Source organism: Roseobacter sp. YIN89, assembly GCF_057219365.1.
Genome location: NZ_JBXVVD010000002.1, coordinates 1231400 through 1243871 on the forward strand (window position 1 = coordinate 1231400; position 12472 = coordinate 1243871).

Sequence of the window (12472 nt, forward strand, 5' to 3'; positions counted from 1 at the left end):
GGGATCAACTCTCGTCGTCCAGAAGTTTTACATGCAGTCCTTCGCGCAGAAACGAAACCCCCGCCGAGGCCACGCGGTCACCGACTTCCAGCCCGTCAACAACAATCAGGTAGTTTCCGCGGATACCGCCGATCGTTACTTCCCGGCGCGTGACCGTACTACTCGCCTCGTCATATACGTAGACGCCCATTTTCGATGAGCCCCGAGGACCACTCGGCTGTGAGGCTTGGCCGTCCATAATTGCCACACTTAACGGCAGCGTAAAGCCCTCCTCTGCGGGCAGCTCAAACTCGATCGCAGCCTCAACGGCCATACCCGCCTTCAGGAGCGGATGCTGTTCCTGCAAGGTCAGAACAATCGGAAAACTGGATACCGCATCGGCGCGTGATCCGATTTCACTGACAACCGCATCGAGTATGATATCAGGTCGATCAGCAAGCCGAACAGTTGCCGTTTTGCCGACGACCAGACGGTTAACGGTGTCAAAATTGACCGAAAAGGCAACCTCGAAACTGTCGTCGGGATATATCTGCACAACGGGTGTCGCTGCTGATATCGTGGCAAAGCTGTCAACCTCCACCGAATTGATGATGGCGTCAAAAGGTGCGCTCAGTGTCGCCTTGCTGAGATTTTCACGCGCATCATCCAACGACGTTTCTGCCTGCACAAGGGTCGCGTCAGCGATCTCCGATTGCGTTGTGGCATCATCTGACACGACCTTGGTGACGGACCCGCGCGCGAACAACTCGCGCTGACGTTCAGCATTTTCACGTGCGTTCAGCGCCGCCGCTTTCGCCTCGACCACCGCTGATTCAGCGTTTCTGACCTGAAGCTCTAGTGATGCCGGATCAAGCTGGGCGATCAAGTCACCACGCGCGACGCGCTGGCCAACATCAAGGTCAACCGCTTCCAACTTGCCGGAAACCTCAAAGGAAAGGGTAGTAATTTCAGATGCTTCAAGGATTGCCGGGAACCGCCTTACACTAAACCGTTCGGTTTCCGCGACCTGATGTGTTTTTAGGCCGCGCACGGGCGGCTCTGTTTCAGCTTTTTCTTCCCTGCAACCTGCCAGCGCGATGACGGCGGTTAGAGCCAATATAACAAATCTCATCCAAACCGCCCCCGATAGGTTTTTGTGGTGGCGCTATCAAACCACTAGACGCATCGCTTGAAAAGCCGTGAAGTCTTTGTTTCCTCGATTGCGCCGCCTGTATCAAACCGCTCGCGCTAAAAGATCAGCAAGCGCGGGGTGCGGAAAACTGCGTTGCGCAGTCACTGCGTAAAAACTTTCAGCGATATTCAGAGCGAAAGAAGCTGTGCCAATCCTGCCCGAGGCGATCTCGTCAGCCAATACAACATCCGGGGCCACCGCAACGCCCGCATCCGCACGCGCCAACAGACGCACCATCGCCATATCGTCGACATCAGCTATGATTTTCGGGACAACACCAAGGCGTGCAACAAGGCTGTCAAAGCCGCGGCGGATTGCGGTATCTGTCGGAACGATCAGTGGTTCGTTTGCCAGCAGATCAGCGAGGTCGTGATATCGGAGCCGTCGAGGTGCCCCGTGCAGACTGACACTTTGCTCTGCCAGCCGATGTGCCGTCAGATCGACGCCGTAGCCTCCATGCGGCGGTTCGGTCGTCAGCAACACGTCTAATTTCAGCGTTCGCAACCCTGCAAACAGGACATCTGCGCTGCCCGACTTCAACTTAAGCGCTACGTCACCAGACGTAATCAACGGGGCGAGGAACTGTAATTGAAAGTTGCGCGACAGGGTGGACAAAGCCCCCACCCTTAATGGCGGCGTTGCGTCGTGCACCCCCTTGAGGATTGAAACCAGTTCCTCACCTGTCCCGAATATTCTATCAGCGTGATCAAGCGTAATCCGGCCGACTTCAGTCAGCACAAGTTGCCGGCCCACACGATCAAACAGCTTGTGGCCCAACCGGTCTTCGAGTGTTTTGATCTGGGTAGAGAGTGCCGATTGCGATAAGTTCACCCTCTCAGCCGTGCGCGTCAGATTACCCTCATGCGCGACTTCGCGGAAATAGCGCAGATGATGATAGTTCAGCGTGTCCATTCATCTATTATATAGATCAATTCCTCCTAAAACATATATTTTTCTTTTGCCCTTGCCTGCCGCATATCGTGCTTCGGACAATGGCGAGGAATGGGATATGGACGTTTTTTTTGATGTAGCAGCGACGCTCGTCGCCCAATTGCAAAAGCCTACGCTGGCGTTTCTGATCGGCGGCATGATGCTGGCCGCTTTGGGCAGCAAGCTCAAAGTACCGGATCCTGTTTACAAGTTCATCGTCATGATCTTGTTGCTGAAAGTCGGTCTTGGTGCAGGCATTTCAATCCGCGAAGCAGACTTGATTGCCCTTACCGTCCCCGCACTGGCTGCTGCTGCCGTTGGCGTCGCTATCGTTTTGATGGGTGGTTTCACGCTCGCGCGCTGGAACGGTGTCTCCAAAATGGATGCGATGGCAACAGCAGGGCTGTTCGGTGCAGTTTCCGCTTCGACACTCGCAGCAGGCATGGCCATGCTGGATGACGAAAACATTTTCTACGAAGGCTTTATAGGTGCGCTTTACCCTTTCATGGATATCGCGGCGCTGGTCACTGCCATCGTGCTGGCAAAGTTGAGCGCGGAAAGAAAGCGCAGTGGCGCGGTCCAAGGCGGCGGCACGATGACAATGGGGAACAGTTCCGGCACTTCAAGCAGTCACTTTGACTGGGAATTGGTCCGCGGCATCCTCAAGGACACATTCCGCAGCGCCGCCATCTCTGCGTTGGTTCTAGGTATTGCTATTGGCCTTTTGGGGCGTCCGGAATCCGTCTATACGAGCTTTTATGAACCGCTGTTTCGTGGTCTTTTGTCTGTCCTCATGCTTGTCATGGGTATCGAAGCATGGTCGCGGCTTTCCGAACTGCGCAAAGTGGCGCATGCCTATGTTCTTTACGCACTTACAGCGCCCATTATTCACGGGATGATCGGCTTTGGCCTTGGGCTGGTGGCGCATCACCTGACAGGGTTTTCAGCAGGCGGAATCGTACTGATCGCAGTCATGGCTGCATCAAGCTCTGACATCTCCGGCCCGCCGACAATGCGTGGTGCATTACCCCAAGCAAACCCTTCAGCTTATATCGGTGCGTCCACAGGGCTCGGCACACCAATCGCGATCCTGAGCATCCCCTTGTTTATTATACTGGCCGACAGGTTTGTGGGGTTTTAAAGCAAATGGCCCGTCGCCGTGGCGATGGGCCGGATTGCCATTGACACCTTGTCGGAACCGCTTGCACCGCTAACTGCGCTCTATGAGCAAGCAGGTTTCTCTTTCGCAACAGGATATCAGCGCCGTGATCGACATGGCGCTGTGCGATCACACCAGCTTTGACACCATCAGGACCGAATACGGGCTAGCTGAAAAAGATGTCAAAGCGTTAATGCGCGCGGAGCTAAAACCGGGCAGCTATCAGGCTTGGAGGCGGCGCGTACGCAGTTTTTCTGATCGCCGCGCGAATTACAAATGACCGTGCACCGACCCGAAAAGCGCGCTATGGCCTTACCTTCCACCCGCTTGTCCCGTCTGGCCCGGCTGGGCGGGATGACTGCGGGGGTTGCCGGCAACATGGCCGTTGGCAGCCTGACAGCCATAAGCCGGGGAAACCGTCCGGTTTGGCGCGACCTGCTCATGACGCCCAGCAACGTCAGTCGTATTGCTGACCAGTTGGCCAAAATGCGCGGCGCGGCGATGAAGGTCGGGCAGCTTGTATCCATGGATACAGGGGAGTTTCTGCCGCCTGAACTTGCGCAGATCATGGCCCGATTGCGCGATGACGCTCACTTCATGCCGCCTGCACAACTGAAAAAGGTGCTGGCCGCGCAGTGGCCGGACGGATGGCTGCGCGAGTTTGCCCATTTTGACGTGCGCCCGATTGCGGCAGCGTCGATTGGTCAGGTCCACCGCGCAACTCTGAAAGACGCCCGCGAGATTGCAATTAAGGTTCAATATCCCGGTGTCGCGGCAAGTATCGACAGCGACGTTGCTAACGTCGGCGCACTGATCCGGATGTCTGGCATGCTGCCGTCGGGGTTCGAGCTTGCGCCTTATCTGGACGAAGCCCGCAAGCAACTTCACGAAGAGACCGACTACGCACGCGAAGCCTCTTGCCTTGTCCGGTTTGGCAAACTGCTTGCCAGTGATGATCGCTTTCAGGTCCCCGACCTTATTGAAGAGTGGAGCACGCCAGAGATCCTGACGATGGCGTTCGCACCCGGTACTCCCATAGAATCTGCGCAAAACGCGTCGCAAGAAAAACGTGATGGCTTGGCGACCGCGATGATCGACTTGATGATGGCCGAGCTTTTCGAACATCGCCTGATGCAGACCGATCCGAATTTTGCGAATTATCGATATGATGTCGCATCAGGTCAGATCGTGCTGCTTGATTTTGGGGCGACCCGCGCGATCCCGCAAAGTGTTTCCGAGCAATACAGAAACCTGATGCGCGCCGGATTTGCGAAAGACCTTTCCGGTTTGAGGGACATGGCATTGCAAATGAATTTCTTTGCAAGTGACACGCCTGATAAATTCCAGAAGCAGATCGTTGACATGATGATGCGGGTCTTCGACACGATGAACCAGCCAGGACCATATAATTTCAGCGATCGCACGTTGGCAAATGATTTGCAGCGACAGGGCATGGCATTGGCACAGGACGGTTTCATCCCCCCGCCGCTGCCGATTGATCTGCTATTTGTTCAGCGCAAATTTGGCGGCATGTTTTTGCTGTGTGGGCAATTGGGCGCAAAAGTGGACGTGCGCAGGCTTATAGAGCAGCACCTGTAGCCAAACCGCCCAAATCCGAACAATCCCTGAGTTATGGCGCGATTGTAGCCAGAGCGACCTAAATTTGGCCGCAATCCTCGGATATCCGCGAACCAGAGCAGATACCCGGTGGGAAAGGATCGCCAAGTGACCAGCATCGAAACCAGCACAGCGCCCCGGTCGCAGGTGTTTAATCGGGCAGGCATATGGCTCCCCGTCGTTTTCACCGTGACCATATTCATTAGCGCCAGCCTGTTGTTTTTCGTCCAGCCACTATTTGCCAAGCTGGTGCTGCCACATATTGGCGGTGCACCAGCCGTTTGGACGACCGCAATGCTGTTTTTTCAGGTGGTTTTGCTGGCAGGCTACGTCTATGCCCATCTGCTAAGCCACTATGCACCACTGCGCTGGCAGTTGCCGATCCATTTGTGTTTTTGGGGCGCGGCCCTGTTGTTTTTACCATTATCGATCAGCGCAGGATGGGTGTACGACCCGCAGGCATCTACAACTTGGCAGACGCTTTCGCTTTTTGCTCTGGGCGTTGGTGTTCCGTTTGGAATGCTGTCGGCCAATGCCCCGCTGCTGCAGTCATGGTATGCAAAAAGTGCCGGACCTTCGGCGCATGATCCCTACTTTCTTTATGGATCCAGCAACGTGGGGTCGCTTCTTGCCCTGCTCGCCTTTCCATTGGTGGCAGAACCGCTTTTCGGCGCGAGCGCCATTGGTGCAGGCTGGGCCATACTCTTTGTGATTTTTGGTGGGTGCCTTGCGCTAAGCGGGTTGCTGGCACAGTTCAACCCGGGCGCATCGGGTACCAACCCAGAGGTTCAGAAGACCACCGCGCGCGTTGCACCAAGGCAAGTCGCGATCTGGATTTTGCTGGCGTTCGTGCCATCCAGTCTGATGTTGGCGATCACCACCAAAGTCAGCACCGACATGGGGTCGCTCCCCTTGATCTGGGCAATTCCGCTGTCGCTTTACATTCTTTCGTTTGTTGTGACCTTTACCAACCGGCCATGGGTACCGGACCGCTTCCTGCCGCAGCTTGCTGCAGGTGCCTGTGCATTGATGGCAGTGTTGATGAGCAGTTTTGCAAAGGGTCTTCCTACTTGGGGTAACGCCCTTTTATTTGCGCCTGCACTCTTTGTCGTCGCAGTTCACGCGCACCGGACCCTCTATCAGAACCGACCGGAAAGCGCGCACCTGACGCTGTTTTACATCTGCATGTCTGTGGGTGGTGCGATGGGCGGGCTGTTTAACTCGATCCTGGCACCGTCTCTGTTTGACAGCCTGCATGAAGGTTGGCTGTCAGTCTGCGCAGCTTCGGCTGTGGCTCTGATCGGGATGCAGCGGCCGCAACTAAGACCCCTCGCTTACGGCCTTATCCTCGTAGGTATCGCGCTTTACGGCTTCGGCCTGTTGCGCGACGCAGGTGGCACACTGCTGTTGCTTGGTGCGATGGCAGTTTTCACTCTTGTGGCAAGTGGATTATGGCGTGCGCCGCTGGCCGTATTTGTTGCAGTGAGCGCCTTTCTCGTCACCGACACACTGTCGGTACGCGAGGCGTATCTGTTCAAGGATCGCAGCTTTTTCGGAGCGCATACCGTTTATGACAAAGACGGATTGCGGGTTTATGCCAATGGCACGACTGTTCATGGATATCAGGCCGTCACCCCGGCAGGTGAGCGCCCCACACCGCTGTCTTACTACCACCCTAACAGCCCAATGGCGCAAGTTCTGACGACCTCGGACGGGATCGATACCGCACGCATCGGAGTCGTTGGGCTGGGTGTCGGATCGTTGGCCTGTTACGCACGTCCCGGACAATCGTGGGAGTTCTATGAGATCGATGACATGGTGGACAGGGTCGCACGTACGCCATCTCTTTTCAGTTTCATGTCCTCATGCGCGCCCGGATCACAGACACATCTCGGAGATGCCCGCATCGTGCTGGCCCAGCAAGACATAACATTCGACGTCATGGTTCTTGACGCCTACAGCTCGGATTCAATCCCCGTGCACCTTGTTACAGTGGAAGCGGTTGAGATGTACCTTGACCGTCTGGCACCGGATGGACAGCTCGTCTTTCACATTTCCAACCGCTATTACGATTTGACGCAACCACTGGCGCGGATCGGGCGCGAGCTTGGGCTCCACGCCGCTATTCGCCACGACAGCCCTGAAGAAATCACGACGCCGGGTGCGCAACCATCGCTGGTTATGGTGCTTTCAACGGATCATGACCGGACCAACACCCTTTTGGGAGACAAGCGCTGGCAGGCGGTAACGGCCGATGAAAAACCAGCGTGGACCGATGATCGCGCAAATGTACTGTCCGCGCTGAAATAGCCAAAAGCTCAGGGCGTGATGTTAAACGGATTTCCATAGGTTGTTCTGCGCGGGTCACCGCAATCAACTTTGGCAGTTGGTGGCGGATCAGATGGCCCAAGCTGGAGTGCGATGGCTGGAATAATCCGCGCTGCTGGCCTGTCATTGGTCGTGTTCCACGCCCGAGCGATACGCCGCTTCTCAACGGGCGATATTTGCGCCATTTCCAGCATCAACTTCATGATCAGCGTCTCGCGGACATCTCCGAACCCGCGCGCGATAAGGTGAAACGCACCCGGACCCCCGATAACGCAATCCGCGTAAAATCGCGCGACATGGTCGAAGGATGGGTCTCTGAGGCCCGGTGTCTCACCCGTCACTTCAATTGGCAGCCCATTGACCGTAAGACCCATCTCCAAAAGGCGCTCTCGCGCCACCGTGACCCCGGAACCATCATTGATCACCCCGTCTCCGGAAATATCGATGATGTAGTCGCGCGCCCGGAACGGCAGCGTTGCCATGGCAGCCTCAGCAGCGATCAGCGCGTCGCCAACGGCTGTCGGCTGCACGAACATCGGGTCATTCGATACGTCTTCAATAGCAAGAATACCTTGGGCAAATTGCATCAGTTCCGCGCGAGAAGACATCACAGTCATAGGCAGCAAAACCCTTTGGAAGCGTGTGCCGCTCCACTCCATATAGGCGATTGCCACACGGCCCGCGCCACCGCCCAACGCCATGTCTGCCACCCGCGGATCGCTCAGTGCCGCGGCATAAGCCTCGCGTTGGAAAAGCCTTTCGTCCGATTTAACTGATGACGAAACATCCACGGCCAAAACCAGCGCGATGTCCACGCGCGTGGGGTCGGACAGATCGATTTGGCCCGACGCATACTTCGGCGCCCCTTGCGATTGTGCCTGCGCAATTGCCGCTGACGTGAAAAGTGATGTTATAAGCAGGGCCAAAGCTGCCTGCATGATACTGCGTTTCGAGTTCATCTGCCGTCTCCTTTAGGACAAGGCAACTCCCACTCGTTTTGCAGCTTTTTAGCAGGCAAGTTTTAACAGATGATTTTCCCACCGCCCCATCACAGCGGGGCCACCCGAAAAAAGCGACCGCGACCGTCTTAAAAGACAACATTCATCATGAAGAGTGACACGATGAGGAAAAGAATGGTCATGATGCCGCCACTCTTCATGAAATCGACCACGCGATACCCCGCCGGCCCCATGATCAGCGCATTCACCTGATGGGTTGGAATGATGAACGAATTGGAGGTCGAGATCGCCACCGTGAGTGCGAAAATCGCCGGGTCGCCCCCCGCAGCAACCGCGATGGATACGGCCAACGGGACCAACAAGACAGTGGCACCGACATTCGACATAATCAGCGTGAATATGGTCGCCAGCACGGCCATCCCTGCCTGCAAAGACCAAACAGGCCAGCCGTCCAGCAATTGCAAAATTTGCTGCGCAATCCATGCGGCTGTACCAGAGGTTTGAACGGCCTGCCCCAGCGGGATCAGGCTTGCCAACAAGAACACGGTGCTCCAGCTAACTGCGCGGTAGGCTTCGTCTATGTCCAGAACGCGCGACAGTATCATCCCCACCGCCCCCGTCAGCAAACACAGCGACAGACGCAGGTCCGTCAGCAGGATCAACCCGATCGCGATCAGGAAAAAGAAAACGGCCCAGCCGACCTTGGACGGGCGCGGATCTTCTTGTGGAAAGTCCGTTGTGACAACGACAAAATCGCGGTTCTTTGTCAGACGTGTGAGCGCCTCCCAGGTCACGTGGATGACTAGTGTGTCGCCTGCGTGAAAAGGTACTTCGCCAACCGCTGTGGGTTCATGCTCTTCAGTTTCAACGAGGCTGAGCGTCTCTTCGTTGCGGTGGATCGCCAATAAGCTCGCCCCGTAGGTTTTGCGAAATACTAGGTCATGGGCGCATTTGTCGATCACAGAAGACCCGGGCGGAATGACCATCTCGGCAATACCGGATTTGGTCGGTGCGTAGTCTTCGGCGAACACGTCCAACTGGCTATGCAGCGTAAAACCCATCTCTTGCGTCATGTGACGAATGACTTTCTCACGCCCCAAAACGGCAAGACGGCACGGCGTGGTAATTTCAGTCTGGATGACCGGAGCGAACCATGTCTTGCGCTGGTAGCCGCTCCCGATGATGTAGACGTGATACTCTTTCATCAGATCATCAAAAGTGCGCCCTGCACAGGCGTGGCCTTCGGGGATGGAAATTTCAAAAATATCAGTTTTCAGGCCGTAGATCGTTTTGAGGTACTCCTTCAGCGACTTGCCGCTGGTCGCGTCACCGTCCTTTTGCTCACTGGGTAGTACCCAACGGCCAAACAGAACGAAGTAAAGGATACCTGTTGCAACGAGGGTCACGCCAATCGGTGTGACCGAGAAGAGCCCGAAAGTATCCATTTGGTCCACTTCCGGTAGTGTTGCATTGGCAGTAAGGATCAAATCGTTCAGCAGGATCAAAGGTGATGATCCCACCATTGTCATCGTGCCGCCCAGAATGGCGCAAAACCCCATAGGCATGAGCAAACGGCTCAATGGCAGTTCGGTGCGTACGGCGATCCGGCTTACAACAGGCAGAAAAAGAGCTGCTGCGCCCACATTCTGCATGAAAGAAGATATTACGCCCACCGTGCCAGAAATGATGGGCACCACACGCGCCTCTGTCGTGCCCCCGTGTTTCAGGATCAAAGCGGCCACCCGCGTCATCAATCCGGTTTTATCCAGCCCCGCGCCAATGATCATCACGGCAATAATCGATACGACTGCGTTCGATGCCAGACCGTCGAATAGCTGGCTGACATCGGCCAGGGTTTGCAGGCCCGGTACTTGGCTCAGCAGCCCCAACAGGACCATGACCAGAATCGCCGCAAGGTCGATCCGGACAATCTCTGAAATAAAAAGTGTGACCGTAAAAAGAAGCAGCCCCAACACTGCCATCATTGGAAGGGTCAATTCAATCGTTTCCAAGGGGCGCCTCCTGAACAAAAGCCTAACCCCCAAAGACGCCAAAAGACAATAAATGCCTTTATTTTAGATACTTCAGGTTGAAGGATTTACTTGCCTCGGGGCGAGACGACAGGATAATTTCGGCGCTTATGGTACACCTTCCTGCGAAGAACCGTCTGTTTTCTGACTGGAAAAGGCCACATTATCGCCTTGGCCTGCGCAGCAACGCCGGATTCTCTTCAAACCTTCGACCATTTCACCCGACACACATATCATTGGGGGTGCCAGCGATCGACGACGGGTCGCGCAAATGATGTTCAGGCATCAAAGGTGTGAAAAATGAACAAACCGTTGCTGCTCGCGGACCAACAGACCAACCAGCCTTCTGCCTTGAAAACAATACTTTTCTGCACAGTTGCCGTAATCATCGGTTTTGCTGCGACCCTCACGCCGACACAGGCGCATGCGACTCTAGATGGCCGTTTTTTGCAGGCAAAGATGGCGATTGCCGCACCTTCAGCCGCACAGCAGTTGTGTTACAAGTATGACTGGGCCTGCTCGACCTCGAGAGGAACAACAGCCAAGCTGACCCAGGCGGATGTCGGCGTGGTCCACCAGATCAACAAGAGTATCAACCGCCAGATCCGTGAGGTTTCGGACAAATCGCAATATCGCAAAACTGATTACTGGACCTTGCCCTCCTCACGACGGGGTGACTGCGAAGACATCGCCTTGTTAAAGAAAAAGCACCTGATCAAAGCAGGAATTGCACCAGAAAGGCTGTTGATGGCGACGGTATTGGACCGCAAACGCCGTGGTCATGCTGTGCTAATTCTGCGCACCAATTCCGGTGACTATGTACTCGACAATCTCACCAACAAAATCAAACCATGGAGCGCTACCGGTTATACTTTTCTACGCATGCAAAACCCGGATGCACCTCGTAAGTGGGTGGGATTGATGGTCCGCGGATGACAAATTAGAAACGCGCCTCTGATGAGAGAGGCGCGCTTTTGTTATTTGTTATTAAACAGGCTTTTGAAACGCGAGACGCGGACCGCTTAGTTGTTTCCGCGGCCGTTGCCTTGGTTCCCGTCGCTGTCGGACGCGCCGTTCCCGTTGCTGTTGCCCGAGTTGCCGTTGGTGTTGCTGGAATTGCCATTCCCACCGCCAGAACCGGAGCCGCCGCCGGAACCGTTCCCGCCACCTGAGCCGTTTCCGCGGCCGTTGCCTTGGTTCCCGTCGCTGTCGGACGCACCGTTCCCGTTGCTGTTGCCCGAGTTGCCGTTGGTGTTGCTGGAGTTGCCATTCCCACCGCCAGAGCCGGAGCCGTCGCCGGAGCCGTTGCCGCCAGAGCCATTGCCTTGGTTGCCGTCGCTGTCGGACGCACCGTTCCCGTTGCTGTTGCCGGAATTGCCATTGGTGTTGCTGGAATTGCCATTCCCACCGCCAGAGCCGGAGCCGTTGCCGCCAGAGCCATTGCCTTGGTTGCCGTCGCTGTCGGACGCGCCATTCCCGTTGCTGTTGCCCGAGTTGCCGTTGGTGTTGCTGGAATTGCCATTCCCACCGCCAGAGCCGGAGCCGCCGCCGGAACCGTTGCCGCCACCTGAGCCGTTGCCGCCAGAGCCGGAGCCGCCGCCGGAACCGTTGCCGCCACCTGAGCCGTTGCCGCCAGAGCCGTTTCCTTGGTTCCCGTCACTGTCGGACGCGCCGTTCCCGTTGCTGTTGCCCGAGTTGCCGTTGGTGTTGCTGGAATTGCCATTCCCACCGCCAGAGCCAGAGCCGTCGCCGGAGCCGTTGCCGCCAGAGCCGTTGCCCTGGTTGCCGTCGCTGTCGGACGCACCGTTCCCGTTGCTGTTGCCGGAATTGCCGTTGGTGTTGCTGGAATTACCGTTGCCGGGACCTCCAGTGTCGTCGCCGGTATCATCGCCGGTGTCATCACCGGTATCATCGCCGGTATCATCGCCAGTGTCATCACCGGTATCGTCGCCAGTGTCGTCACCGGTATCATCGCCAGTGTCATCACCGGTATCATCGCCAGTGTCATCACCGGTATCGTCGCCAGTGTCATCACCGGTGTCGTCGCCGGTATCATCGCCAGTGTCATCGCCAGTGTCGTCACCGGTATCATCGCCAGTGTCGTCACCGGTATCGTCGCCAGTGTCGTCACCGGTATCATCGCCAGTGTCGTCACCGGTATCGTCGCCAGTGTCGTCACCGGTATCATCGCCAGTGTCATCACCGGTATCGTCGCCAGTGTCGTCGCCAGTATCGTCGCCAGTGTCGTCACCGGTATCATCGCCGGTGTCGTCACCGG

At 56.2% G+C, this 12472-nt stretch carries 10 protein-coding genes; 5 read left to right on the forward strand and 5 right to left on the reverse strand.

Annotation, left to right across the window (positions count from 1 at the left end):
- Positions 1-4: 4 nt before the first annotated feature.
- Both AC2D8V_RS12335 and AC2D8V_RS12340 read right to left on the reverse strand, forming a co-directional pair.
- Entirely contained in the window at positions 5-1030 is a 1026-nt protein-coding gene (locus AC2D8V_RS12335) for an efflux RND transporter periplasmic adaptor subunit (RefSeq protein WP_484733824.1), read from the reverse strand.
- 183 nt (positions 1031-1213) lie between these two features.
- On the reverse strand, positions 1214-2083 hold the full coding sequence (locus tag AC2D8V_RS12340) for a LysR family transcriptional regulator (protein ID WP_484733825.1): 870 nt from the start codon (positions 2081-2083) through the stop codon (positions 1214-1216).
- A gap of 97 nt (positions 2084-2180) precedes the next feature.
- Between AC2D8V_RS12340 and AC2D8V_RS12345 the strand changes: the two genes are divergently transcribed.
- The 4 genes from AC2D8V_RS12345 (at position 2181) to AC2D8V_RS12360 (ending at position 7187) form a co-directional block, all read left to right on the forward strand.
- Positions 2181-3242 (forward strand): sodium-dependent bicarbonate transport family permease, encoded by a 1062-nt coding sequence (locus AC2D8V_RS12345; RefSeq protein WP_484733826.1) that lies wholly within the window; start codon positions 2181-2183, stop codon positions 3240-3242.
- An 82-nt stretch (positions 3243-3324) separates the two neighbouring features.
- A complete protein-coding gene (locus tag AC2D8V_RS12350; RefSeq protein WP_484733827.1) occupies positions 3325-3540 on the forward strand; it encodes a TIGR03643 family protein in 216 nt (71 codons plus the stop codon).
- Between the two features lie 26 nt (positions 3541-3566).
- Entirely contained in the window at positions 3567-4859 is a 1293-nt protein-coding gene (locus AC2D8V_RS12355; protein WP_484733828.1) for an ABC1 kinase family protein, read from the forward strand.
- 207 nt (positions 4860-5066) lie between these two features.
- On the forward strand, positions 5067-7187 hold the full coding sequence (locus AC2D8V_RS12360) for a fused MFS/spermidine synthase (protein WP_484733829.1): 2121 nt from the start codon (positions 5067-5069) through the stop codon (positions 7185-7187).
- Positions 7188-7195: 8 nt separating this feature from the next.
- On the opposite strand, the gene AC2D8V_RS12365 is transcribed toward AC2D8V_RS12360, so the two are convergent.
- Entirely contained in the window at positions 7196-8164 is a 969-nt protein-coding gene (locus AC2D8V_RS12365; RefSeq protein WP_484733830.1) for a DUF1194 domain-containing protein, read from the reverse strand.
- A 128-nt stretch (positions 8165-8292) separates the two neighbouring features.
- Positions 8293-10176, reverse strand: a complete 1884-nt coding sequence (locus AC2D8V_RS12370; RefSeq protein ID WP_484733831.1) for an SLC13 family permease — start codon at positions 10174-10176, stop codon at positions 8293-8295.
- A 477-nt stretch (positions 10177-10653) separates the two neighbouring features.
- Between AC2D8V_RS12370 and AC2D8V_RS12375 the strand changes: the two genes are divergently transcribed.
- Positions 10654-11130, forward strand: a complete 477-nt coding sequence (locus tag AC2D8V_RS12375; protein WP_484733832.1) for a transglutaminase-like cysteine peptidase — start codon at positions 10654-10656, stop codon at positions 11128-11130.
- 86 nt (positions 11131-11216) lie between these two features.
- Here the strand turns inward: AC2D8V_RS12375 and AC2D8V_RS12380 are convergent.
- Positions 11217-12472, reverse strand: a 1256-nt coding sequence (locus AC2D8V_RS12380; protein WP_484733833.1) for a hypothetical protein, incomplete at its 5' end; no start/stop codon positions are given.

Bases quoted from the DNA above. Each gene is read 5' to 3' on its own strand.
- AC2D8V_RS12340 (WP_484733825.1), bottom strand. From the start codon at position 2,083: ATGGACACGCTGAACTATCATCATCTGCGCTATTTCCGCGAAGTCGCG.
- AC2D8V_RS12345 (WP_484733826.1), top strand. From the start codon at position 2,181: ATGGACGTTTTTTTTGATGTAGCAGCGACGCTCGTCGCCCAATTGCAA.
- AC2D8V_RS12350 (WP_484733827.1), top strand. From the start codon at position 3,325: ATGAGCAAGCAGGTTTCTCTTTCGCAACAGGATATCAGCGCCGTGATC.
- AC2D8V_RS12355 (WP_484733828.1), top strand. From the start codon at position 3,567: ATGGCCTTACCTTCCACCCGCTTGTCCCGTCTGGCCCGGCTGGGCGGG.
- AC2D8V_RS12365 (WP_484733830.1), bottom strand. From the start codon at position 8,164: ATGAACTCGAAACGCAGTATCATGCAGGCAGCTTTGGCCCTGCTTATA.
- AC2D8V_RS12375 (WP_484733832.1), top strand. From the start codon at position 10,654: ATGGCGATTGCCGCACCTTCAGCCGCACAGCAGTTGTGTTACAAGTAT.